This window comes from Virgibacillus chiguensis (assembly GCF_900129865.1).
Classification (GTDB): domain Bacteria; phylum Bacillota; class Bacilli; order Bacillales; family Amphibacillaceae; genus Virgibacillus; species Virgibacillus chiguensis.
Map to the genome: position 1 here is coordinate 176223 of NZ_FQXD01000003.1, position 25589 is coordinate 201811.

General features: G+C 35.9%; 24 protein-coding genes. 16 read left to right on the plus strand and 8 right to left on the minus strand.

Annotation, left to right across the window (positions count from 1 at the left end; all coding sequences use genetic code 11):
• Nucleotides 1-241: 241 nt before the first annotated feature.
• Nucleotides 242-1429 (plus strand): NupC/NupG family nucleoside CNT transporter, encoded by a 1188-nt coding sequence (locus BUB45_RS05175; protein WP_073005992.1) that lies wholly within the window; start codon nt 242-244, stop codon nt 1427-1429.
• Nucleotides 1430-1620: 191 nt separating this feature from the next.
• Here BUB45_RS05175 and BUB45_RS05180 read toward each other — a convergent pair whose 3' ends face one another.
• Nucleotides 1621-2979, minus strand: a complete 1359-nt coding sequence (locus BUB45_RS05180) for an MATE family efflux transporter (protein ID WP_073005993.1) — start codon at nt 2977-2979, stop codon at nt 1621-1623.
• 392 nt (nt 2980-3371) lie between these two features.
• Here BUB45_RS05180 and BUB45_RS05185 point away from each other — a divergent pair, with 392 nt between their 5' ends.
• From BUB45_RS05185 to BUB45_RS05200, 4 genes are all read left to right on the plus strand, one after another.
• The gene (locus BUB45_RS05185) at nt 3372-4442 is read left to right on the plus strand and encodes an undecaprenyldiphospho-muramoylpentapeptide beta-N-acetylglucosaminyltransferase (RefSeq protein WP_073005995.1); all 1071 of its coding nucleotides are present in this window, start codon (nt 3372-3374) and stop codon (nt 4440-4442) included.
• Nucleotides 4443-4892: 450 nt separating this feature from the next.
• Complete coding sequence (locus BUB45_RS05190) at nt 4893-6641, plus strand: ABC transporter ATP-binding protein (RefSeq protein WP_073005997.1); 1749 nt, start codon at nt 4893-4895, stop codon at nt 6639-6641.
• Nucleotides 6641-8662, plus strand: a complete 2022-nt coding sequence (locus BUB45_RS05195) for an ABC transporter ATP-binding protein (protein WP_073005999.1) — start codon at nt 6641-6643, stop codon at nt 8660-8662. The genes BUB45_RS05190 and BUB45_RS05195 overlap by 1 nt, the downstream gene beginning before the upstream one ends.
• A gap of 31 nt (nt 8663-8693) precedes the next feature.
• Nucleotides 8694-9515: a S1C family serine protease gene (locus tag BUB45_RS05200; protein ID WP_073006001.1), complete on the plus strand. Its 822-nt coding sequence runs from the start codon at nt 8694-8696 to the stop codon at nt 9513-9515.
• A gap of 208 nt (nt 9516-9723) precedes the next feature.
• Here the strand turns inward: BUB45_RS05200 and BUB45_RS05205 are convergent, their stop codons facing one another.
• Nucleotides 9724-11301, minus strand: coding sequence for a BCCT family transporter (locus BUB45_RS05205; RefSeq protein WP_073006003.1), 1578 nt, complete (start codon nt 11299-11301; stop codon nt 9724-9726).
• Between the two features lie 1137 nt (nt 11302-12438).
• On the opposite strand from BUB45_RS05205, the gene sigI reads away from it, so the two are divergent.
• Nucleotides 12439-13167, plus strand: coding sequence for an RNA polymerase sigma-I factor (gene sigI, locus BUB45_RS05215; protein WP_073006006.1), 729 nt, complete (start codon nt 12439-12441; stop codon nt 13165-13167).
• Nucleotides 13164-13901, plus strand: coding sequence for an anti-sigma factor domain-containing protein (locus tag BUB45_RS05220; RefSeq protein WP_073006008.1), 738 nt, complete (start codon nt 13164-13166; stop codon nt 13899-13901). Before sigI ends, BUB45_RS05220 begins: the two co-directional genes overlap by 4 nt.
• Before the next feature lie 58 nt (nt 13902-13959).
• Here the strand turns inward: BUB45_RS05220 and BUB45_RS05225 are convergent, their stop codons facing one another.
• A complete protein-coding gene (locus BUB45_RS05225; RefSeq protein ID WP_073006010.1) occupies nt 13960-14196 on the minus strand; it encodes a YhdB family protein in 237 nt (78 codons plus the stop codon).
• Nucleotides 14197-14506: 310 nt separating this feature from the next.
• Between BUB45_RS05225 and BUB45_RS05230 the strand changes: the two genes are divergently transcribed.
• The 5 genes from BUB45_RS05230 (at nt 14507) to map (ending at nt 18990) form a co-directional block, all read left to right on the plus strand.
• On the plus strand, nt 14507-15127 hold the full coding sequence (locus BUB45_RS05230; RefSeq protein ID WP_073006011.1) for a YhcN/YlaJ family sporulation lipoprotein: 621 nt from the start codon (nt 14507-14509) through the stop codon (nt 15125-15127).
• A gap of 165 nt (nt 15128-15292) precedes the next feature.
• Complete coding sequence (locus BUB45_RS05235) at nt 15293-16660, plus strand: dipeptidase (RefSeq protein ID WP_073006013.1); 1368 nt, start codon at nt 15293-15295, stop codon at nt 16658-16660.
• A 76-nt stretch (nt 16661-16736) separates the two neighbouring features.
• Nucleotides 16737-17495 (plus strand): (S)-benzoin forming benzil reductase, encoded by a 759-nt coding sequence (locus tag BUB45_RS05240; RefSeq protein WP_073006015.1) that lies wholly within the window; start codon nt 16737-16739, stop codon nt 17493-17495.
• A gap of 175 nt (nt 17496-17670) precedes the next feature.
• A complete protein-coding gene (locus BUB45_RS05245) occupies nt 17671-17778 on the plus strand; it encodes a YjcZ family sporulation protein (RefSeq protein ID WP_073006017.1) in 108 nt (35 codons plus the stop codon).
• A gap of 459 nt (nt 17779-18237) precedes the next feature.
• Nucleotides 18238-18990, plus strand: coding sequence for a type I methionyl aminopeptidase (gene map, locus BUB45_RS05250; RefSeq protein ID WP_073006019.1), 753 nt, complete (start codon nt 18238-18240; stop codon nt 18988-18990).
• Between the two features lie 212 nt (nt 18991-19202).
• Here the strand turns inward: map and nhaC are convergent, their stop codons facing one another.
• Nucleotides 19203-20579, minus strand: coding sequence for a Na+/H+ antiporter NhaC (gene nhaC, locus BUB45_RS05255; RefSeq protein ID WP_073006021.1), 1377 nt, complete (start codon nt 20577-20579; stop codon nt 19203-19205).
• A gap of 206 nt (nt 20580-20785) precedes the next feature.
• Here nhaC and BUB45_RS20105 point away from each other — a divergent pair, with 206 nt between their 5' ends.
• The 3 genes from BUB45_RS20105 (at nt 20786) to BUB45_RS05265 (ending at nt 22242) form a co-directional block, all read left to right on the plus strand.
• Nucleotides 20786-20986, plus strand: coding sequence for a hypothetical protein (locus BUB45_RS20105; protein WP_212590745.1), 201 nt, complete (start codon nt 20786-20788; stop codon nt 20984-20986).
• A gap of 285 nt (nt 20987-21271) precedes the next feature.
• Entirely contained in the window at nt 21272-21955 is a 684-nt protein-coding gene (locus BUB45_RS05260; protein ID WP_073006212.1) for an AzlC family ABC transporter permease, read from the plus strand.
• A complete protein-coding gene (locus BUB45_RS05265) occupies nt 21952-22242 on the plus strand; it encodes an AzlD domain-containing protein (protein ID WP_073006023.1) in 291 nt (96 codons plus the stop codon). Before BUB45_RS05260 ends, BUB45_RS05265 begins: the two co-directional genes overlap by 4 nt.
• A gap of 317 nt (nt 22243-22559) precedes the next feature.
• On the opposite strand, the gene BUB45_RS05270 is transcribed toward BUB45_RS05265, so the two are convergent.
• A complete protein-coding gene (locus tag BUB45_RS05270; protein WP_073006024.1) occupies nt 22560-23432 on the minus strand; it encodes a cation diffusion facilitator family transporter in 873 nt (290 codons plus the stop codon).
• Nucleotides 23433-23743: 311 nt separating this feature from the next.
• Here BUB45_RS05270 and BUB45_RS05275 point away from each other — a divergent pair, with 311 nt between their 5' ends.
• The gene (locus BUB45_RS05275; RefSeq protein WP_073006026.1) at nt 23744-23977 is read left to right on the plus strand and encodes an IDEAL domain-containing protein; all 234 of its coding nucleotides are present in this window, start codon (nt 23744-23746) and stop codon (nt 23975-23977) included.
• 104 nt (nt 23978-24081) lie between these two features.
• Here the strand turns inward: BUB45_RS05275 and BUB45_RS20110 are convergent, their stop codons facing one another.
• The 3 genes from BUB45_RS20110 to BUB45_RS05280 form a co-directional block, all read right to left on the minus strand.
• Complete coding sequence (locus BUB45_RS20110; protein ID WP_212590746.1) at nt 24082-24258, minus strand: hypothetical protein; 177 nt, start codon at nt 24256-24258, stop codon at nt 24082-24084.
• Nucleotides 24259-24557: 299 nt separating this feature from the next.
• A complete protein-coding gene (locus BUB45_RS20115) occupies nt 24558-24707 on the minus strand; it encodes a hypothetical protein (protein ID WP_176087306.1) in 150 nt (49 codons plus the stop codon).
• A gap of 260 nt (nt 24708-24967) precedes the next feature.
• Nucleotides 24968-25576, minus strand: coding sequence for a GNAT family N-acetyltransferase (locus BUB45_RS05280; RefSeq protein ID WP_073006028.1), 609 nt, complete (start codon nt 25574-25576; stop codon nt 24968-24970).
• Nucleotides 25577-25589 lie beyond the last annotated feature (13 nt).

The window sequence follows — 25589 nt, forward strand, 5'->3', positions numbered from 1 at the left end:
TGAAATATAAGGTTAACAATTAGGCTAATCAGGGAAAATATTTGCATAGAAATAATAGCTAATAAGTTTTGTTATAGAGATGACGCTAATTTTGCTAATTGCTGTCGGATTTTCAATAAATACATATAAAAATGGGTGATTTGACAGAAAAAACAATCACTTGCATGACGTCAGACAACTTGTTAAAATGGATTTAAAAGAAGTTATGAAAACAGTTACAAAATAAGGGAGGAAAAACACCTTGCATATTTTACTAGGTTTATTAGCCGTTGTCGTTGTACTTGGGTTAGCATTTTTAATGTCGAATGATAAGAAAAATGTTAATTATAAAGCAATTGGAATTATGTTGATTTTTCAAATTTTAATTACACTGTTTATGTTTGAAACGGGTGTTGGACAATGGGTTATTAAAAAGATTTCAGAGGGATTCAATAAATTAATTGAATTTGGTAATGTGGGAATCAGTTTTGTTGTAGGAGGATTTGAACTACAAGAGGGTGGCGTCTTTTTCTTTAACGTTCTACTTTTAATCGTCTTCTTTGCTACCTTGCTTTCTGTTCTAACATATTTGAAAATTTTGCCACCAATTATTAAATATTTAGGTTGGTTGATTTCTAAAGTTACTGGACTGCCTAGAGTAGAATCATTTAATGCGGTAAATAGTATCTTTTTCGGGCAATCTGAAGCATTGATTGCAATTCGGTCTCAATTTCATCATTTAAATGCTAATCGGCTTTATATTGTAAGTGCTTCCGCAATGGGATCTGTTTCAGCATCCATTGTTGGTGCATATTTACAAATGCTTCCACCACAATACGTGCTAGTCGCACTTCCGTTAAATATGTTCAGTGCTTTAATGATTGCTTCTGTTATTGCACCGGTCAATGTACCAAAAGAAGAAGACGTTGTAGACATAAAAAACGTTAGTAAAGAGAAAAGCATTTTTGAAGCAATGGGAAATGGTGCACTAGAAGGTGGGAAAATTGCTCTTATTGTTGCAGCTATGCTAATTGCTTTTATTGCTTCTCTTGAGTTAGTTAACGCACTTATTCAACTCGTCTTTGCTGGTGTAACCCTAGAAGACATCTTAGGTTATGTTTTAGCGCCTATTGGTTTATTGATGGGAATTTCTCCTGGTGAAGTTATTCAAGCAGGTTCTATTATGGGTACGAAAATTGTGACAAATGAATTTGTCGCTATGCTACAATTTCAACAAGCGATGGGGGATATGTCGGAAAAAACAATCGGTATTGTTACGGTATTTCTAACCAGCTTTGCTAACTTCTCTTCTATTGGTATTATTGCTGGTACTGTAAAAGGAATTGATGAGGAAAAAGCTGTTAGCGTGTCTCGTTTTGGAATGAAACTTTTAATTGGAGCAACACTAGCCTCTATTTTATCCGCTTCTGTTGTAGGAATGTTTTTATAAAACAGAAGACATTTGCAGTTTTGTTATTAAAACTGTCCTAAGCTTTGTGCTAGGACAGTTTTTTTGTACTATTAATAAGATATTAAAGGTATAAACAAGAGGACGGCTTTCGTCATAAAATTTAGCAATAAGCCAAGTCTTTTGCTAAACAAGGAAAGAGCATCCCGAGCTACAAGTTAGCAAAAGAAAATTTACGCATGCATCTTTTTCTTACACTTACGCTGTAAATACAATAAGCGTGTTAATAATGCTATAGCTCCGCATGATAGTCCAGTAATAATTCCGACCCAATAACCAAAAGGTTCTAAAGCAGTGTAATTCGCTAGCAGCCAACCAACAGGTAAGCCAATTACCCAGTAGGAAATGAAAGCGATCACTAATGTAGCGTTCACGTCTTTGTATCCTCGAAGCGCTCCTTGAATAGGCGCACCGAAGGCATCAGCTAGTTGATAGAAAATAGCGTAAATCAGAAAATGCTTGGTCAAATGAACTACTTCTGGATTAGAGTTATAAAGTAGAGCTACCCCATCTTTCGTAAAATAGAGCACCAAGCCAGCAAATAATGCGATGAAAATTCCACCGCTTATTCCAATATACCCATATATACGCGCTTGATCGAAACGCTTAGCTCCAACTTCAAAGCCAATTGCAATTGTTAATGCCATACCAACGCTAAGGGGAATCATATATAAAAGAGAAGCAAAGTTCATGGCTGCTTGATGAGCTGCAATGGTATACGTGCTGTATGCGCTCATTAATAAAGTGACGGCAGAAAAAATGCTCGTTTCAAAAAACATCGCAGCTCCAATAGGCACGCCAATTTTTAATTGTCCCCACCATGCTTTAAACGATGGTTTAATCCAATAAGATAAAATAGAAAATTTGCGAAATGGATACAGTCGATGAATAACAACGAACGTTATAAGACAAATAAGCCAATAAGTGATTGATGTAGCGATTCCCGCACCGATACCGCCATAAGTAGGTATACTAAATTCACCAAAAATAAACATGTAGTTAAAGATTAGGTTTAATGGTAAGGACAGTAGGATGATAAACATAGAGATTCTGGTTTGACCAAGCGCGTCGATAAAGCTTCGTAATGTATTAAAAATAAACAACGGAATAATACCTGTACTGAGTGCTACTAAATAAAATTTTGCTATGTGTTCAACGTCGTTTTCAAGATCCATTAATTGCAAGATGGGGTCAAGAAGTATGGCTCCAAATAGAAAGACGAAAAGGGCAAGTGTAACAGAAAGGTATAATGCTTGCTTCACTTTCTTACTAATTTGTTCTTCTGATTTTGCTCCTAATAATTGGGCAATAATGGGAGTAATAGCTAATAATATGCCATTAACTCCTGTGAAAATAGGGACCCATAAACTGGAACCGATTGCTACCCCAGCTAAATCTGCTGCACTTGCACGACCAGACATCATCGTATCAAAAATATTCATTACATACATACTTACTTGGGTAATTAAAATGGGGATAACAATCGTAATAAATAAGGTTAATTTTTCGCTTAAACTTGTTGTACGATACATATAATTCTCTTCCTTTTTTATGTGATTTTTATTAGGATAGAAGAGGACGTAAATTTTTCTTCCAAGGTTTTATTTATATGATAGGAAAGCACAAAAATTTTAGGCTCTATCGTATAGGCATAACGAAGCTGTTGTCTCGCCATAAAAACTTGGCAATAGCCCAGTTTTTATGAAAAAGACCATGAGAAAAGGCGATTTAGTATAAACTTAAAACGGGCTTGCCTTAGTGCCTAGGCATCCCCCTGTTTTAGTGGTAGGCTTCCTAAAACTTTCGTTGATTCGCTCCAGTCGCTATGTTGCAAACCGGGCGCCCTGAGCCTTTGTTAAACACACATATATAAGAGACATTATAACGCTTTATGAATGACTTGGAAAGGAAGGATATTCATCTTATGACACATAAACGTATTTTATTCACTGGTGGGGGAACCGCTGGGCATGTCATCGTCAACCTAGCTTTAATTCCGTATTATCAGGAGAAAGGCTGGGAAGTTGATTATATTGGTTCAAAAACGGGTATTGAACGTAAGCTTATTGAAAAGCTGAACGGGGTGACTTATCACCCTATTTCTACGGGGAAGCTACGACGTTATGCTTCGGTTGAAAATATAAAAGACCCATTTAAAGTTTTAAAAGGGACGTGGCAAGCAGTAAGAATTATAAGGAAACAAAAGCCAAAGGTCATTTTTTCCAAAGGAGGGTTTGTATCTGTACCAGTTTTATTAGCAGCAAAATTAACAAATGTTCCAGCGGTTATTCACGAATCTGATTATACACCAGGCTTAGCAAATAAAATTGCTATGCCGTTTGCGAAAAAGGTATTGGCGACATTTCCAGAAACAATGAAGTATTTACCAGAAAAAAAATCAGAGTATGTCGGAGCAGTTATTCGAGATGAACTTTTTCAAGGAGAAAAGGAACGTGGGCGCACTATAGCTGGTTTAAATAGCCAGAAACCAGTGCTTCTTATTATGGGAGGTAGTGGTGGTTCACAAAAGATTAATGAAACAGTTCGTCAAAGTTTACCAGAATTACTTTCTACTTTTCAGATTATCCATATTTGCGGAGAGGGAAAGATAGATCGTAGCATTAATAAACTAGGTTACACGCAATTCGAATATGTGCATGATGAATTAAAAGATATATTTGCAGCAAGTGATTTTATTTTATCGAGAGCTGGTTCGAATGCAATATTTGAATTTCTAGCTTTACGTAAACCGATGTTACTTATTCCTTTATCACGACAAGCGAGCCGTGGTGATCAAATAATTAATGCCAAATCCTTTGCAGAAAAAAGGTACGCTCGTGTATTGGAAGAAGAATCTTTAACAGAAGAAACATTAGTGAAAGAACTTGCTTTATTAAGAGAACATGCACCAATTATGATAGATACCATGAAGCAATATCAAACAGAGCAGTCCCGTGAAAGAGTATTAGCTATTTTAGAAGAAGTGGGCAAATAAGAAATTTGAAAAATTATATTGACTTTCAATATATATCCATCTATAATTAGTTAAAACTGGAAGGGAGGTCACAATGATGAAAAAACAATTATTTCAAACAACAACAAACCAATATACGTATTATTTTGTGGCCTCAAGCGGAGTCTGTTTAACAATCAACTTATAGACTTATTCACGAAAAAAGGTCACGTCTATCTGTGACCTTTTTATGTGAAAAAGTGTATTCGTATGCTTTTCAAAAATGCGCATTCGTCATAGATGAATGCGCATTTTTTTGTTCGGAAAGTATCAAAATTTTACGTTTTTATAGTATATGCAAAACAATAGCCACTGCTTAAAATTTAAAATAAGCAAAATTTTTTTAATGCTATAAAAACTACTATGGGTTTTGTATGGGGGAATTCGCTTGAGGTAACATTCTAAAAGCCTTGGAAAGAAAAGAGGAGTATTATGTTTCGTGTTTTTAAAAAATTAAATTGGTTTTTTAGGTACTATTGGAAACGGTATGTATTTGCTATTATTTCCCTAATTATAGCTAGCGCTATTGGATTGATCCCACCCAAGATTGCTGGTTATACCATTGATCAAATTCAATTTGAAACATTAACATTACAATTGCTGACAGCTATTATTATTGGATACGTACTTTTAATCATCATTCATTATTCCATTTCATTTTTATGGGATTACACACTATTTAGTGGCGCTGTCATTTTAGAAAAATGGATGCGTAGTAAACTGATGCAGCATTTTTTATCCATGACACCAATATTTTTCAGTAAATATCGAACTGGAGATTTAATGGCGCGAAGTACGAACGATTTAAAAGCAATTAGTTTAACAGCAGGTTTTGGTGTGCTTACATTGGTCGATTCTAGCATTTTTATGCTCATGATCATTGCGATGATGGGCTTTACAATTAGTTGGAAGCTGACACTTGCCGCGCTTATTCCATTGCCAATTATGGCTATAGTAATGAATAAATATGGCGCTGCTATTCATAAACGATTTTCCACAGCACAAGCAGCGTTTGGAGAAATGAATAACGAAGTATTGGAATCCATTAAAGGCGTTCGGGTTATTCGAGCTTTTGTGCAGGAGAAATATGATGCGAAGCGCTTTGAACAACGTACTAAAGATGTATATGACAAAAATATTGCTGTAGCTAAGATTGATGCTTTATTTGAACCAACGATGAAAATACTTGTTGGATTGTCGTATACGATTGGACTTGGATATGGGGCTTTGCTTGTTTTTGAAAATGTATTAACATTAGGAGATTTAGTAACATTTAACGTATATTTAGGTATGCTTATTTGGCCTATGTTTGCCGTAGGGGAGTTAATTAATGTTTTACAACGAGGAAATGCTTCCTTGGATCGAATAAACCATATATTACATTATCAAGCGGATGTAACAGAGTCGGATGTGCCCGTACATGTAGAAAAAGTAACATCTATCACATTTGATCATGTTTCGTTTGCTTATCCGAATACGGATAAAAATCAATTAGAACAGGTGTCTTTTCAAATTAAACAAGGAGAGACACTTGGGGTAGTTGGGAAAACAGGGGCGGGAAAAACAACTTTATTTAAATTATTATTACGTCAATATTCAGGAGTTAAAGGAGAGATTCGTATATCAGATGTAAATGTGAGTGATTTATCTTTGAATACGATTCGCTCTTGGATTGGGTATGTTCCTCAGGATCAAATGATGTTCTCGAAAACAATTCGAGAAAATATTCAGTTTGGTAAAGAAGACGCAACCGATGAAGAAATATTTCGAGTGATGGAGCTCGCCCATTTCTTAAATGATATAAAACAGCTCCCAAATGGGTTAGATACACAAGTTGGAGAGAGCGGTGTGACTTTATCAGGAGGTCAAAAGCAAAGAGTCGCCTTGGCGAGAGCTTTTATTAAGTGTCCTGAACTCCTAATACTAGACGATTCTTTATCAGCTGTGGATGGAAATACAGAAGCAAACATTTTAGAGCATTTACGAGCAGAGAGGCAAAATAAAACGACAATTATTGCCGCTCACCGACTGTCTGCTGTAACCCATGCAGATCATATTATCGTGCTCCATGAGGGGCAAATTGTTGAGCGGGGAACACATGATGAGTTGATGCAGCTGCAAGGTTGGTATTACACCCAATATGTACAACAGCAGCTTCATGGGGTGGAGGTGACAGGGTAATGTCTACAGAAAAACGATTAGTTGCATATGCTTTTCCGTTTAAGAAACATATTCTAATTGGCTTGATATGCTTAATTATTGCCGTCGTTCTTGAACTAGCGGGTCCATTAATTGCGAAGCGGGTTATAGATGAGCATATTTTAGGCATAGAAGGGACTTGGAAACAAGTAAGAGAGCAAGATGACCGCTATACAGTGGAGTATAAAAGCAAACATTTTAAACGATCAGACCGCATGGAAAACGATGAAACAACTTCAGAAGATATGGTTACTATTTTAGCGGTAGGATCAAGCTATTATTTTATTTATGATGTCGTACCGCTTGAAGGTGAAAGGCAAATTCAAGACGATACGCTCACGGTAAAAACAGCCGAAGCTGAGCAACAATTTACTGCTAATAAATTGTCTTTAGCAGAAATCTATCCATTTTTTAAGCCAGAACAAAGACCTATTCTTTATTTGCTTAGCTTATATGTTGGCTTATTAGTTATTGCTGGTTTCTTTCAATTTTATCAAACTTTTTTATTGCAAAAAGCTTCTAATCAGATTGTCAGAAAGATGCGAAATGACTTATTTGAGCATACACAGCGCATTCCCATTAATTATTTCGTCGATCAGCCTGCTGGTAAGATCGTAGCTAGAATTACAAATGATACCGAGGCAATTCGAGATTTATATGAACGTGTATTATCGATTATAGTTACAAGTGTTATCTATATGGCAGGAATATTTGTGGCCCTGTTTCTATTGGATGCGCGACTTGCTTTATGGTGTTTACTATTAATCCCGTTAATTTGGGGATGGATGAAGTTATATAAGCATTTTGGTACGAAATACAATCAAGTGATCCGTTCAACGATAAGTGAAATTAATGGAAATATTAATGAAGCAATTCAAGGTATGCCAATTATTCAAGCATTCCAAAGAGAAAAAAAGACAAAGCAAGAGTTTGAGAAGTTAAATCAAAAACATTATATCTATCAGCGTAAGTTGGTGAAATTAAGTGCTTTAACTTCGTATAACTTGGTGACTGTATTTCGAAATATTGCTTTTGTTGGTTTTATTTGGTATTTTGGTTCTGCATCGCTAGAATCGACAAGCGCCATATCTGTAGGCCTACTTTATGCGTTTACCGATTATTTAACGCGGCTATTTGAACCGGTTACTGATATTGTGAATCAATTACCTCTAATTGAGCAAGCAAGGGTTGCAGGAAGACGTGTATTTACTTTAATAGATCATAAAGGGGAAGACGTAACTGACAACAAAGTGGAGCGTTATAACGGACATATTCGTTTTGATAACGTATGGTTTGCTTATAAAGAGGAAGATTATGTGCTACGGGATATTTCATTTGAAATAAAACCTGGCGAAACGGCAGCTTTTGTTGGGCATACGGGTTCAGGAAAAAGCTCTATTATGAATGTGTTGTTTCGGTTTTATGATCCACAACAAGGAATAATCACCATTGATGGCTATTCAACACTTGATTGGTCCAGACAACAAACTCGAAGTCATATGGGAATTGTGCTTCAAGACCCTTTTTTATTCTCGGGAACAATTATTTCTAATGTAACGATGAATGATCCAGCCATTTCAATTGATAAAGCAAAACAAGCGTTAAAGGCAGTTGGCGCTGACACATTTATTGAAAAGCTTCCAAATCAGTATGAAGCAGAAGTTGGTGAGGGAGGCACGACTTTCTCATTAGGAGAGAGGCAACTAATATCCTTTGCACGCGCACTCGCTTTTGATCCTGCAATTCTTATATTAGATGAAGCTACCGCTAATATTGATACGGAGACAGAAGCAATGATTCAAAAAGCTTTAGAAATTCTTAAAATAGGGCGTACGACATTGGTGATTGCACATCGATTATCAACCATCCAACAAGCTAATACCATTTTTGTATTAGATCATGGTACGATAAAAGAAAAGGGAGATCATAATACTTTGTTACAAGCAAAAGGTATCTATTATCACATGTATCAGATGCAACAAAGTAGTAAATCTGCTGTTTAAAATAGGAATTATTCATGTTGTGGGGTGGCTTATGGATAAAAATGAAGAGCAAAAGCATGATATTATAGATGAAGATTTATATGAAGAAATAGATGAAGAAGAACTATATGAACTTGTGCAGAGGGAAAAAGAGAAAGCACTGGCAAGAGAAAGAGAAGCTAAAGAGAACAAACGCCCCAAGCGTCCATTTCCTAAATGGGTGTTTTGGTTAATTGCATGGATGCTATTATTAAATGTTGTTGCTCTTCTCCCTCAGACGTTTTCTATTCCAGCGATAGATTTTCTCTACAAATCAGCTAAGCTCTCGCTGCAGGATGATATACAAACGTACAAACAAGCAGTAGTAACGATTGAAACAAAGGACTCTAAAGGTACAGGCTTCTCCATAACATCAGATGGTGTCATTTTAACAAATCACCATGTGGTAGAAGGGGAAGAAAAAGTCGCTGTTGCTTTTCCAGAAGATGGATTACATGAAGCGGAAGTAAAGGAAACGCATCCAACTATTGATTTAGCCGTTTTGCAAGCAGATGTAAAAGATGTTCCATTCTTGAAATTGACCAAAGAGACAGCTGTGCAACCAGATCAACCGATTCGTTTTATAGGCAATCCGTTAAATTTTAATGGGATTGCCAACGAAGGGGAAATTATTGATTACACATCGCTTAGCTCATGGGAAGAAGAAGTGGTAATGATCGAAGCACCGGTGTATCGTGGAAATAGTGGCAGCCCTGTATTGAATGAATCTGGAGAAGTGATTGGAATTATCTTTGCGACATTAGATGATAAAAAGCATGGAAAAGTAGGTTTGTTTTATCCGATTCATTATTATTATGAGTACAGAACAAATTAGGTGAGCTAGCTCATACGGATAGATTCATAAAAAAATATGTATATAATACCCCCGTTCATGCTTATTAAAAAGAAGTCTTAAGATCTCCTGAAGGTAGACAGATTAAAAAATAGAATCTGTCTACCTTCAGGGGAGTTTTTTATGTATAAGAAAAACAGAGGCGTTTTCCGCTATAAGGCTTGGCGAAAAGACCAGTTTTTCTAACATGTTATTGCTTTTCTCTTTTTTCTTTTCCAGTAATGAAGATGGTTGGAGACTTAAATTCCCTCGACATACGCAAGTCATAATTAGAAGCTTTAACAAATGACCATGCTAATAGAAACATGATGAAAATCAGTGGGAAGCCAGCAACAATGCTAGCTGTTTGCAATGTTTCTAAATCGCCGATAAACATTAAGACAAGCGGTAATAAACAGAGCATAAATGCCCAAAATAAACGGTTCCAACGTAATGGTTCTCCCGTTACTTGTTTTTGAACAACAGATGCCAAAATATAAGATGAGGAGTCAAATGTAGTTGCTAAAAATAGAATAGCTAAAATAGAGAAAGCAGCGACAACAATATTGGACATCGGCAACTGGTGAAGGACTTCAATAATGGCTGCTGGAGCACCGTATTCATTCATAAAGCTAATAACATCGAAAGCCCCCGTTAGTTGAAGGTAAAGACCGAAATTGCCAAGTATACCAAAGAATAGGACACATCCGAATGTTCCATATATCATCGTTCCTAAAACCATTTCTTTAATAGTGCGCCCTCTGGAAATACGGGCGACAAATAAACCTACAAATGGTGCATATACAACCCACCAAGCCCAATAAAAAACAGTCCATGACTCAGGAAAACCTGTTTCAGTAAATCCGCCAAAATCTCTAAATGGTTCTAACCATGTAGCCATGCGAAAGAAATTATCGGCTAGAATTCCTAGACTATTAAAAGTTGTTTCGCTAATAAACAAAGTTGGTCCAAATATAAAAACAAACGCCATCAAGAGAATGGTTAACCAAATACTGATATCACTTAGCACTTTAATCCCTCGGCGTAATCCAGAATAAGCACTAATTGCAAAAATAATGGTACATAATATCATAATGGCTGCTTTTAAGCCTAATGTAACAGGGATACCTGTTAAGTCATGGACACCTTCAGCAATCATAGGAGTTCCTAAAGCTAATGTTGTGCCTGCGCCACCCATAAGACCGAATATAAATAGAATATCAATAATATTGCCTATCGGACCATCAACAAACTTTCCTAAAACAGGTCGCACTGCTTCACTTACTTTTAACACAGGCTTTTTTCGAACATAGTAAAAATAGGCAATTGGTAAAGCAGGTAATGTGTAAATAGCCCAAGCAATAGGTCCCCAGTGAAAGATCCCATAAGTAGAGGCCCATTCTACAGCTTCATTTGATTTCGGAGTTGCGCCAAATGGGGGTCCTTGGTAATAGTAAGCCCATTCTATCATTCCCCAATATAGAATACTTGAACCAATACCAGCTGCAAATAACATAGCAGCCCAAGAAAATGTGCTAAATTCTTTCTTATCCTCTCTATTTCCTAACTTTATACGTCCGTTTTTACTAAAAGCGACATAAATTAAAAAAAGGAAACAGAAAAGCCCGATCAATAAATAAAGAATTCCAAAGTTACTTGTCATAAAGTTATTGGCTAATCCTATAACTTTAGCTCCAGCCTCTGGGAAAAATATAAGCGGTAGAGAAACCCCTAATAAAATCACCAGTGCCCCTAAAAATGTTGGCCAATCAATTAGTTTAAATCGCATTCAAGATCAAACACCTTTCTATTATTAATGTCATATTTTGCCGATTTTTAAGGACTCTATTAGCTTAACAAAGTAGGCATAAACAAACAACTGGCAAAAAAGTTCATAAAATAAATATTTTAAATGATTTATAAGATTTACGTTTAAGAATAGTCCATTTCCTTAGATATACTTGTATTTACTGCTAATACGTAGCAGCATATTCCATAAATTACGCAAGACATCATTTCTATCCTCTTTGTACTGTGAGAAAGCAAAAATTTCAGTTTTCAGAGTAAGCAAATTTTACTATAATGTCTTTTAATGGAACCAAAAAGTATGCAAGTATGAGACATAATCTTCATATAATGTACGAGTAAGATAGTGTTGTCGGTACTATAGGGATTATTTTAAGGAAATATAGAATGGGAAAACGGAAAGTTTCTACGACTATAAAGCAATACGGGCCAGGACTTCTACATAAACAGCTTAATGAAAAAGCTTCAAGTACCATTCTCTTGGAGGCAACGTAGTAATCTTGTTACATAATAGTCACGCCTATTTAAATAAATTGTAACGATTTTGTGATAGCTAATAGACCAGCGATACGTTAAGATATAATAACTTGTCTGGTTAAAGATAAATTTATTTTTTTACGGTAAGAAAGCATAAATTTTTTGGGGTTTATAGTTTAAGAAAAACGACGCGTTTGATCGTCATAAAGACTTTGGCGATAGCCAAAGTCTTCTAATGTATTATATAAAAGTATAAAACTTTAAGATAGATAGTCTAAGCTGAACTACGTTTGTACCATAAACATGTGGAGATAAGGACTTTAAAAATAAAACAATAAATTTTCGCATTAGATTTATCAAAGGCTATATTTTTTAATGAAAACGGCGAAAATTGTCGAATGTATATGTATTTTAATTAATATTTGCTTCATAATTTTTATAAAGATGGTGAAAACATCGTGAAATATATAAAGGCTTTAAATAATTTAAAAAAATCGGCACTCATTTTTCGAAAACAAAGCAGCAATTTAATTATAAACAAATGTAGGAATCTTCTTGGACAACTTCTGATGAAGGAGAATATTACGCCCAAAAAAGATTGTAGTAAAACGAAATTTATATTATTCAAGGGGGCTTTTCCTATATGTTAGATCATATAAAAAAAGATACACCTCTTGAAGAACTGGTTGTAATGGCGCAACATGGTGAGCAATCCGTTCAAAATTATTTACTTAAAACGTATCAGCCATTTGTTGCAAAATGTGTATCAGAAGTGTGTAAACGTTACATAGATATAGCAAACGATGATGAATTTAGTATAGGGCTCTCGGCTTTTAATGAGGCAATTAAATCCTATAACAGAGAAAGGGGTAGCTCTTTTTTAGGGTTCGCGAAACTAGTTATTAAACGAAAAGTAATTGATTATATTCGCTATACGCAAAAGAATCCTACTGTGTTATCGTTAGATGAAATATACGATGCAGATTTATTAGAGAATCCCACCGAAATACTAGCCGTAAAGAAACAGTATCAATTGGCACAAGATTCTTGGCATAGAAAGCAGGAAATTTTAGATTTTAAAGAGAAATTAAAAGTGTACAAGCTAAGTTTAGATGAGCTAACGGAAGTAGCCCCAAAGCATCGAGATGCGAGAGAGTCGGCCATTCATACAGCTAAGGTATTATATGAGAATAAATCTTTAAGAGATTACGTATTAGCAAAACGTAAGCTACCAATTAAACAACTTGTTAAAAAAGTCGATATAAGTAAAAAGACAATTGAGCGAAACAGAAAGTATATTTTAGCTGTTTTTATTGTGCTTACAGAAGATTATTTATATTTAAAGGACTATTTAAAGGTGGTGAAGCAGTGAATAAAGGAATAATTATGGAAAAGCGCCGTGAGTATATGATTGTACTGACTAAAGATGGCGCTTTTCATAAAGCTATACCAATAAAAGGTGTAGATATAGGTATGGAAGTGTGTTTTGAGCCACTTTCAGATCAAGGGGAACTGAAGTTTATGCGAAGAAAGAAGCAGTATCATAACTTTTTTAGCTTCCTTGCCTTTGTAAGTATGATATGTTTATTTGTATTGCCTTTTTATTTTGTAGCAGATAATAATAGAGTTTATGCGTATGTAGGAATTGATATCAATCCTAGCATTGAATTTAAACTGGATAAGGATTTACATGTACAAGGAATACGATCAATTAATGACGAAGCTAAACGAATCTCTCAATACTTAATGAATTATAAGGACAAAAATGCAACCGATGTTATTCCATTATTTATTGAAAAGGTAGAACAAGCAGGTTTGACGAATAAGAATAAGCAGATGATTATCGGAGTTAGTTCGTTACAAGAAACAGACGTAACTTTGCTTGAGGAATTAAAGGAAAAATCAGTTTCTTTACAGGATTGGAAAATAACTACTGTGAAAGTCCCAAATGAAATTAGAAATATAGCAGAAGCGCAAAATTTATCCATGAATGAGTTAATGGCGAAAGAACTTGCAGAAAAAAAACCCATGCGTATCCAGTTTAAAAACGTGGAGGAATTGAAAAAGGAAGACAGAGCAATTATACAATCATTTTATAATTACTAAGTAACAACAATTATGTTGTTAATTGTAAGAGAGCTGCTGTTTATAAACAGCAGCTCTCTTACAATTTCAGAACTGTCGAAGGGTCATACTTCATAGCGTGATCTAGATAGTAAAGTAAATTGTCATGCGATTCCATTATTTTTCTTTCATCAAGGGAGTAGTGGAAAGCATGTAAAAATAATTGAATTTTTTTTGACAACATGTCATCATTTGTTCGAACCATAAGTACAAGCAAATCGTCCCAGTATCCCCAAAGTGTATAGTAAAGTGCTTTATCATAGTCAGGTATATCCATATTCCTTCCCCTCCTTAAACATAAGGGTTACTTCCCCCATATATAATCTGTTGTCATAAGCTTCCTTCTCGAAATGAAAAAAGCGAAGCAGTAATTCATTTAAAACCAATTAAGCGGGTCCTAAGGTATTAGAATGGAGATGAAAAATCTTCATCAATAGAGGACTTTACTTCTTTTTTAGCATTCCCGTATTATATATATATTGTCTAAAAGAAAAATGGTGTATTTGCCATAAAAAGGTGGGTCAGAGAACGTATAATCCTTTTATTTTGCTCCATACTAAGGGCAAAACAAAGGAGGTAGAACATAGATGAAACTGAAACTATTTACTTTCATCGCGATTCTTGGTTTAGTATTAGCAGGATGTATGAATGGTAATGACACCAATAAGGATAATGATGCGGCTAATGATAATGTAGAACAGACAAGGTACAATAATACGGGCGATGGTATGACTGGTGACCGAAATTACGACATGACAAGACAAGCGGAGCGTGATCAAGAAAGAAACAATAACCGTAATAATGAAAGCCGTTATGAAGTATCTAAGGAGTCTGCTGAAAGAATCACGGATGAAATTGATGAGATTGACACAGCATATGTATTGACAATGGGTAACAATGCATACGTTGCAGCAGGGTTAGACTCCAATGATACGAACGTAGAAAACAAAAACAAAGGAAACAATACGGCAAATAATATGAATAATGTAGATGAAGGTAATGATCTCACAAGTGATGTGAAATCTAGAGTGAAGGAAATTGTTCAATCCGTTGACGCTGATATTGACAATGTATATGTCTCAACAAACCCAGACTTCGTTAATTTAACACAAAACTATGCAAACGATGTGGAGAATGGTAAGCCTGTCAAAGGATTTTTTGACCAATTTGGCAATATGATAGAACGATTATTTCCGCAAAACCGCTAATTAAAAGGAGTAAGCCTTAAAAAGAGGTTTACTCCTATTTAATTAGTACAAAATTTCCCGGGAAATGATTACGTTTAATAAATACAGGAACAAAGAAAGTGCTCTCTTTAGTAAAATAATAAGAATATGCTAAAATATATATAATTACCTAAAGGGGGCTCCGTCATGAGTGAACAAGTATTGCTATACTTAAAAAAAAATCGATCATATTTTCTGAAACGGCTGTTTAAATTCTTAGAAATACCTAGTATTAGCACAGATAGCGATTATAAGGAAGATATGGAAAAAGCAGCAGACTTCATTGTTACATATTTGCAAGAGATTGGCTTTGACTCCGCTGAGAAACAGTCAACAAATAACCATCCGCTTGTTTATGGTGAATACAATAGCGCTGGAAAAGATGCGCCGACGGTGTTGTTCTATGGACATTATGATGTGCAACCAGCTGATCCAATGGAATTATGGCATAGTGACCCATTCCAACCAGAAATTAGAGACGGAAGGCTATATGCACGAGGTGCAAGTGACGACAAGGGACAAGTATTTATGCATTTGGCCGTATTTGAAGCTTTTTTAAAAACAGAAGGAAAACTACCTGTGAACGTTAAAGTATGTATTGAAGGTGAAGAAGAAATTGGTAGTGAGAATTTATATAACATATTGCAAGAATACCGAGAGCAGTTTACGGCAGATTTTGCAGTGATATCTGATTCGGGGATGGTTGCTAAAAATCAGCCAACCATTTTGTATGGCTTAAAAGGATTCACAGGATTGGAGATTACCGTAAAAGGGCCGGACCATGATTTACATTCTGGCATGTATGGTGGGGCAATTAGAAATCCAATTATGGCATTAAGCCACATTTTATCCTCCATGAAAAATGAAGAAGAGTTTATTACAGTCGATGGCTTTTATGATGGTGTAGAGCCTCTATCTATTGAAGAGCGAAAAATGATGGCAGCTGTACCTAGTGAAGATTATGCTAAGTCCTCTGGCGTAAATCAAACTGTTTCAGAAAAAGGATATACACCAGTCGAACATACAATGGGCCGCCCAACTTTTGAGGTAAATGGAATATTTGGTGGCTACCAAGGGGAAGGCACGAAGACAATTATTCCTTCTTCGGCAACAGCTAAAATAACTTGTCGTCTAGTACCTGGACAAGATCCTGAAATAGTTCAACAACTATTGGAAGATCATATTTATAAGGTAGCGCCGTCAGGTGTTGAAGTTCATGTGGAAAAAGAAAAATTATCCGCTAAAGCGTATAAAGTAGAACCGGATCATCCCTTAATAAAAAAAGCAGCAGAAGCATATACAAAAGCTTTTCAAGCTGAGACAGTGTATGTAAGAATGGGTGGCTCTATACCTGTAGTAGAGTGGATAGAATCCATATATGGTATCCCTATTGTATTACTAGGCTTTGGAACACCAGAAGATCGTCTACATGCACCTAATGAGAGTTTTCCTTTGGATAGCTTTGATAAAGGGATGGAAACCATTGTCTATTACTGGAATTCAGTAGGTAATTAAAGTGGTTATCTCAACTAAATGATTAATTTTTGCAAGTAACATATGGAAACAATTTTTTATGAGAGTAGGATGGTTCATGGATTATGCAATTGTTACAGGCGCTTCACAAGGGTTGGGAAAAGAAATAGCTAAGTTGTTATTGAGTTACGGTGTACATGTAATCGGTATTTCCCGCAGTAAGATTATTGATTTACACAGTGTAGCCGATAAATATAAGGTTACTTTTCAAAGTGTTACTTATGATTTAGTGGATGTAGCAAATCTAGAAACGCTACTTGATACAATCACTACAAAGCATATGGAAAATGACGTTACAAAGCTTTATCTTGTGAATAATGCAGCCGTCATTGAACCGATTAATCAGGGAGCTCATATATCACCTACGTCTTTAAATTACCATTTTCAGATTAATGCTGTCGCGCCAATGGCATTAACGAATTTGTTCTTACAGTTTGCGAATCAAAAAGATATTCCACTAACTTGTTTAACAGTGACTTCTGGTGCTGCTGAAAAACCGACGTTTGGATGGACTGCTTATTGTAGTTCTAAGGCTAGTGTAAACATGTATACAAAAACCATTGCTAAAGAGCAAGATGAGCTAAATACAAAACATACTATCGTTGCTTTCAGTCCAGGTGTTATGGATACGGAGATGCAAGCACAGATTCGTTCAAGTGAAAAATCTGCATTTCAAGCAGTAGACACATTTAAAGCGTACTATGAAACTAAACGGTTGCAACAAGCAGGAAAAATTGCCTCTATAGCTACAGAAATCATGTTAGACAATAACATAGAAAATGGACGAATTTATTATGCGCGGGATTATTTATCTTAAGAGCTAATGTCAAAATTTGAAGAATTGGAAGAAGTTTATGATGATATGATTTGTTAGTTTTTACCTGTCAAGTTTTTCTAATTATGAATATATACTGCCCATATTTTACTGTTTCTCTCCCATTTTTAATTAACTGTCATATAATACATTAGTTATTGACAGAGGAGGGGACTGAATGGGTAAAGAAGGTTACGGTTATGGCGGAGGTTTCGCCTTATTAGTTGTACTATTTATTTTATTAATTATTATCGGTACTGCTTACACAGGATACGGATGTTGCTAAAAAAATGCAGAGAAGACTCTCTGCATTTTTTTACTATAGGAAAGTGTAAAAGTTTAAAGCTTTATAGTATAAGAAAAACTACAGCTTTAACCATAACACTTGGCAGTAAGCCAAACTACTTGAATGCACACTTATATTGATAATGTGTCTAATTCGTTTTAGATTTTCTTCATTTATGATACACTTTTATATGGGTGAAAATTGCAAACGAATAGTACAATCATTCAACTAGTACGTTATCCTACAATTTTCTGATTGTAGACTACAAACTTGTTTATTACTGGCAGTTGGATCATCTGCAACTTCTCCTTGTTTAATGAAGTAGATGTCTTACTGCCAGTTGTGTGCGCAAATGCTTATAATGTAACGGTGCATTTCTATTGTAAACGTACCTTGACTAGTTGCTTTAAGGCAAAAAAATTGACTATCTAAAGACGAACAGGAAAGAGAGGATATGTAATGATTACAAGAAAAAGTAAACGTGAAATAGAACAAATGCAAAAAGCTGCTAATGTATTAGTAAAATGCCATAAAGAAATTGCAAAATTAATAAAGCCTGGAATGACGACGATGGAAATTGATGCATTTACAGAATCATTTTTACGAAAACATGGTGCAACCCCTGAGCAAAAAGGGTTTAATGGATATCCTTATGCTATATGTGCCTCTATTAACGATGAAATTTGTCATGGTTTTCCTCGCCACGAAAAGCTAAACGATGGGGACATTGTAACGATTGACATGGTTGTAAACGTCGATGGAGGGCTTGCCGACTCTGCATGGACATATGCGGTTGGGAATGTAGATGAGAAAGGTCTTCGTTTGATGGAAGTTACAAAAACATCGTTGTATAAAGGAATAGAGCAAGCACGTGCTGGCAAGAGAATTGGCGACATTGGTCACGCCATTCAGCAATATGCAGAAGAAGAGGGCTTTTCCGTTGTGCGTGATTTCACCGGTCACGGTATTGGTCCAACTCTTCATGAAGACCCACACATCCCTCATTTTGGGTTACCAAATAAAGGATTACGTTTAAAAGAAGGGATGGTTATTACGATAGAGCCTATGATTAATGAGGGAAGCTGGCATAGTCAAATGGATAGCAATAATTGGACTGCCAGAACCATTGATCAGGGGCGTTCTGCACAGTATGAGCATACGATAGTAATAACAAAAGATGAACCCATTATACTTACAGAGCAAGATAAATGATTTTTTAGCAAAACTACGGTTATCGCCAAGCTGTTATGGCGGTAGCCGTAGTTTTGCTTATACTATAAAGTAGGAAATTAGTAAAGTCGCTGCAGTTTATTATCATTTCGCTTGAGTTTCATGAAAAGCCGATGAAGTTTAACACTATCCACGAGTTGCTACTGTTTTTATTGCTTTAGCTTTATACGGTTATGAAAGTGAAAGCATCTTGTTTATTTTTTGGAAGTTTCAAATGACTTTCCGCTGAAAATCATCGTAATAATGGGACTTAACAGGCAGAAAAAAGCAAATGGTAAATAGGCTAAGACAGAGACACCTAGAACATCAGCAATAAATACCCCACATACACTCCATGGTACGAGTGGATTAATAACCGTCCCAGCATCTTCTAAAGTACGTGCTAGCACTTTCTTTGGTAGTTTCGCTTTTGTGTAAATCGTTTTGTACGTTTCGCCTGTTAGCATGATCGAGAGATATTGTTCACCAATTAAAATATTTACTCCAATAGCTGTTGCTGCTGTTGAAACGACAATAGAACGGACGCGTTTTAATTTTTCTTGTAATGTTAATAGTAATGTAGGAATGATTCCAGTTACAAATAATAAACCACCAAACCCTAAAGCCAAAATAACTAAGGAGATCGTAAACAGCATACTGTTCATTCCACCTTTTGTAAGCAGCGAATTAACTGGTTCAAAATCTGTTGTCGCAGTGTAACCATTAAACCAAATGCTCCAAATTTCATTCCACGCTAGATTGCTTGTAAAGGCGGCAAAAGCTGTAGCAACTAAGCTACTAAGCGAAATAGAAATGAAGGCTGGTATCCGGAAATACGTACATATTATTAGTACAATTAGAGGAATCCAAGAAGTCCAATGAATTAAATTCGTTGCCTCCAAAGCTTCTTGATACGCTTTTCCACTTCCGATAGATGTTGAAGTTGCTTCTGGTGAGAGGAAAGCGAATATAATAAACGAAATAATAAAGGCAGGAATTGTCGTTAAACTAATATGCTTAATATGCTCAAACAAATCTACGCCTACTACAGTTGACGCAAGATTCGTCGTATCGGAAAGGGGTGACATTTTATCTCCAAAAAAAGCTCCTGAAACAATAGCACCTGCTGTAATCGCCATTGATGCTCCCATAGCATCCCCCATACCAATAAAAGCTACTCCAATTGTGGCAGTTGTTGTTAATGAACTTCCCATAGAGACGCCGATAATTGCTGTAATCGAAAATACGACAGCATAGAACCAAGTAGTGCCAATAAAAGAAAAGCCAAGGTTAATGAGTGCTGGAATAGTGCCGCTAATCATCCAACTGCTAATTAGAATACCAATGACAAAAAATAGAAATACTGCACCCATTCCCGTTTTAGCACCTTCTACTAGACCATGTTGTAAATCAATAAACGATATCTTGCAAATAAGACCGTAGGCAAGTAATAGAAAAATACCTAAAATAATTGGAATATGTGGATTTGTTCCCAGCTTAATAATAAAGAAGCTAATTAAACTAACAATGATAATAAAAAATGCAATGGCACCTAATAAAGTTGGTTGATGTTTTGGTTGAATTGGAAACATGATTATCATTCCTTTCTGTCTGTCTTTGAAGTTATTTTTTGCACTATAGGCAAGTATGGGATTTTTTAGTTTATAGTATAAGAAAAAACAAGGCTATGGAGCATCAAGACTTGACAATAGCCAAGTTTTTCAAATAATTGTTAGATGCATATAATCGTAATAATGCGAAAAAGGCATTATATAAATACAAAAAAGCCCCATCCCTCATGAAGGGACGAAGCTTAACTCCGCGTTACCACCCAACTTGCTGGTATATACACCAGCCGCTCGATTTATTCTACCTTTTACAAGCGAATGTGTACTTCGATCAAATTCCTGCCAGAGTTTACACCAACCACTCTGTCTCTATCATAGCTGCTCAGAAAATGTCTACTATCATTCAAGGTTGTATTATGTTGTTTTTATGATAAGTCATATTTAATGTTTAAATTGTTTATATTGATTTAAATGAAGCGTGCACGCTTATTTTTACACGATAGATAAGTTTTTCAAAAATCATTGTTGCAACAAAATAATTTAAGAAGATTATTATTGAATATAACTGTGAATTGCAATTTTGTCAATACAAAATTTACAGAAGTTAACCTTTTTAATTTATTTACTTTAAGGTATAATAGCAAAAATTATATTTTTGGGGGGGAGACGTGTTGGATACGAACTATGGAGAAGGATATAATGAATCTCCTTCAGCTATGATACAAAAAGGGTTCGCTAAGGGCTTTCCCATTATGGTTGGATATATTCCAATAGCAATAACATACGGTGTATTGGCAAAACAGGCAGGGATGTCGCTAACAGAACTGACATTAATGAGCGTGCTTGTGTTTGCTGGAGCTAGTCAATTTATGGCGGCGAATATGATAGCGGTAGGAGCTGGAGCACTTGAAATTATTGTGGCAACTTTCGTACTCAATTTTCGTCATTTTGTGATGAGTTTTGCTTTTATGAATCGATTGCGAGGGTTAGAATTAAAATGGAAACTTCCCATGTCGATGGGACTAACAGATGAAACCTTTGCAGTTACTGCTATGTATCCAAAAAAAGCAAGTATGAAGCATGGCGTTTATTTTTATGGTGCAATTATTCTCACTGCCTATCTCTCATGGGTTATTGGTTCTTTTTTAGGAGGAATAATTGGAGAAATTATTCCTGAAAGGTTAAGCCAGAGCATGGGTATTGCTCTTTATGCCATGTTTATTGGTCTTTTAATGCCTTCTGTGAAAAAAAATAAACAAGTGGCATTAATCGCTGTTTTAGCTATGCTCATTAACGCAATCTGTGTACAACTAGGAATGAGTACAGGTTGGGCAATTGTATTAGGTACTTTATTAGGTGGGTTAAGTGGAATTTATTTCCTAAAGGGGGAACAAGCATGATGCTGTTTATTGTAGCCGGGATGGCACTGGTAACGATGATTCCTAGAGTAATACCAGCTTTTATTGTAGATAAACTGCAATTTCGGGATTGGGTAAATCGATGGCTGAATGCTATTCCATATGCTGCGTTAGGGGCGCTCATTTTTCCGGGGATTATGTCAGTAAAAGCAGATGAACCGCATATCGGCTTGTTTGGTGGTATTGTTGCTATTCTATTAGCATACTTAGGCGTTCATATTATACTTGTCGTTATTACAGCTATTGTAACGGTGTACTTACTAACATAGTAAAACAGGCTGGGATATACGTATGAGTAACAAAATGACAGACATCCTTAGAAAGACAACAGCTTTGTGAGTTTGGATGTAGGTCCATTTTTGAACTCATGTATGTGTTTGTATACGTGACCTTCCTCTAAAAAATGCCATGTCCTGTGGGGAGAGGAGAAGTGCCTAACACACAAAAACACACTACGCACAAATTTCTTTTACCAACTAGAGATAGGAGATAATGTACTACTATGGACACCTTTAACAGGACAAGGGAGGGATAAGGTAAACAATGCAGAAAGAACATGCCCCCTCCGTCGATTTTAAACCTTTTTCTAAAAGTTTCGGTAAGGTTCAATGTGAATTTGCGCATGTGTGATATGGTAATTCCTATATAAATATCTTTCAATTCGTTCGGTAATCGCATGGCTTTCTTCTACATTAAGGTTTGGGTCAACCAATATTGTAATATCAACAAATGCTTGATTACCGTGAATTCTTCCTTTAATATCATACAACTGTTTTACATCAGGATCTTTTAATACACTTGATTTTATTTTTTCTATTTGATTCTCATCAAAACCATCTGTTAATGTATGTGTAGCATCTTTAAAAATACCCCAAGCTGTTTTACAAATAATAAAACCTACGACTAATCCTGCGATTGGGTCTAGCCAAAACAAACCAAACTGAGCACCGATAATGCCGATAAAAGCACCAATACTAACTAATGCGTCGGAGCGGTTATCTTGAGCAGCCGCATATAATGCAGAACTTGAAACGGCTTTAGAAAGACGTAAATTGTAAAAATAAACCATAAACATGATGATAGTGGCAACTAATGCTGTCCATGCTGTTAGCATATCAGGCTGGGCATAATGTGCCTTTAAGATAGATTGGAATGTTTCTATAATTACTTGAATTCCTACTAACATCATAATAAAAGCCGCAAATAAAGAAGCAATGGTTTCTGCTCGGAAATGTCCATAATGATGATCTTCATCTGGTGGTTTGCGAGATATTTTTAGACCGACTAAAACAGCTATGGAAGCAACAACATCTGTTGCGTTGTTCAATCCATCGGCACGTAAAGCTTCAGAATTTCCAATTGCAGCAATTACTAATTTGCTAGCAGCCAATATGATATACGCAAAGATGCTTATCCAAGCCCCTTTTTCTCCCTTTTTTAAGTTATCCGAATGATTCATTATACGGACCTCCTGTTTTCTGACACATAACTGCACGTTTGATGTACGATTTAGTTTCAGCTGAACATATGCCAACAATACATCTTTAAACAACTTCCTTTCGAAAGTCCTCAGCTATACCTTTAAGATTCTACCAAAGGCAGTGCTGGTGAGTCTAGAGAAAAATTGAAGCATGCAACTATATGTATTGAGCGAATAGAAGGATGTTTCATTAGGGAAAAAGAGGAAATTATATTTTTTCGTCACTTACCTATTGAAATTTTTCTAAAAATTTAGGATAATAGTGAAAAGGAACAAGGGGGAAGTGTTCCATGAAAAAGCAGAAGATTGTATATCAATTCTTTCGATACAATGGAAAAAAGGTAAAAGCGAAGCGAGAAATTACGTTTGAACTGCGATTGTCTAGTCGTCTGCTTTTGGATGAAATATGCTTTAATTATAATAAAGCATATCTTGAGAAACAAATTAATCGTTCCATTGATGAAGGGAATAAAAGCGATTTTTTGAAATGGAGTAAAGCGTATAAAACCTTCCTTTGGGAATAAGTAGTAATACGTAGCTGCCTTGCCAGGTTGGTAGGGCGGCTTTTTTGGTGATTTTTATCAAATAGAAAGACTTAGCAAACGATGGATATGCCTTCTTTTAAATATTAATCAACCGTCTTTTTGATCCAATCCACTAACGTAAACAGTGCCTCATCAGTATAAAACCGATCTCCCCATAAAAAGGCGTCACGTGTCAAGATTTTTCGTTGGCCATTATATTTCGCATCTAAAAGTTTGTGAGTAGCATTCGATAGCATCACCAATTCATAAGTCTCGCCCATATCATTGAAAATCGCTTTATATGTGTTATAACTTTCTTTTTAGAGTCTCCTACCCCTGCTTTATCAAAAGAGAAACAAGCTATATTGTTTTTTAGTAAAGCGTTCATTATAAATGCATAGTCCCCATTTGAAGTCCGATCATGTGGTCCGTCTCCATGTATAAACACAGCAACATCATAAGGTGGGGGACTTAGGTAAGTATAACGGCCCGGATAACTTTACTCCAGAAGCTTGGAACTTTCTATTTGGATTGAATCTCGAATTCATGAAACCGAGCAATAAGGAAAACAACAAGTGAACTACTCACCACTTAGCTTCGCTTGAAGTGGGAGCTTCTCATTTCCACGACGAAAGCAACCTTTCGTCTCCATGAGCGTTACTTCGGGAAGTTCCTGCCCTAGATGTCCGACGAATCGGAGTTTCTTTCGTACCTTGGATATTTTACGCATGGAAGGATTCGCTTGGTTTTCGCATTATTAGTTTCTCCATGCAACCTCATATATCCAGTTTTCAAAGAACACTTCATGCTCTTATGGTAACATGCGTTCGGTCAATTAGCATGTCTAAAGACGTACTTGACCGAAAGCCAATTCATCTCCACCTTACCGCTGGGATTTCACCCTTCACACGCTTGAAGATGGAGACTTCTTGGCTAAAAACGTTAAAATTACACCAATACCTACGCCTAATATAAGTCTTACACGAATGTTCATTTCTTTTCCTTTTCTCCTATTGGTAATACCATTGCAGAAAATCCGCTTACACCAAATAAATCTGTCGCCCATCGAGGCAATTTTTCGTGTTTTTTTTGTACAAATCCAAGCCGTTCGTAGAGAGCTTTAGCTCGTGGGTTTTCATCAATAACATGCAATTTTATACTTTCATATCCCTCTGCTTTTACAAAGGTGAATAACGCTTCGAAAAGTTGACTACCGATGCCTCTGCCACGATAAGTAGACTCAATAGCAACACCGTTCATTAGTAATTGTTTGGCATTATCCGATTTGTGATTAAAAAGCAATTGCAATAAAGATGCTTTATAGATCCCTCGAATAGCACCAAAAGATTTAATGAAGCTAGAAATCTTTAATTTTATCAAAGCTTGATTGTCAACGTGGAACCCCATCAGTCCTACCAATTGGTTGTTTTCGTTGTAGGCACCAAAACAAAACTGAGAGTCCATACATTGTTCAAGCAGACCTTCAACAACCTCTCTATTACCAACGACTTTGGAAAATTTTCGCTCAAATGCTTCACTATAAAGTTTTGCTGCTCTTTGTCTATTGAATTCGTCAAACCCTTTTTTAATGGTATACATGTTATAGTCTCCT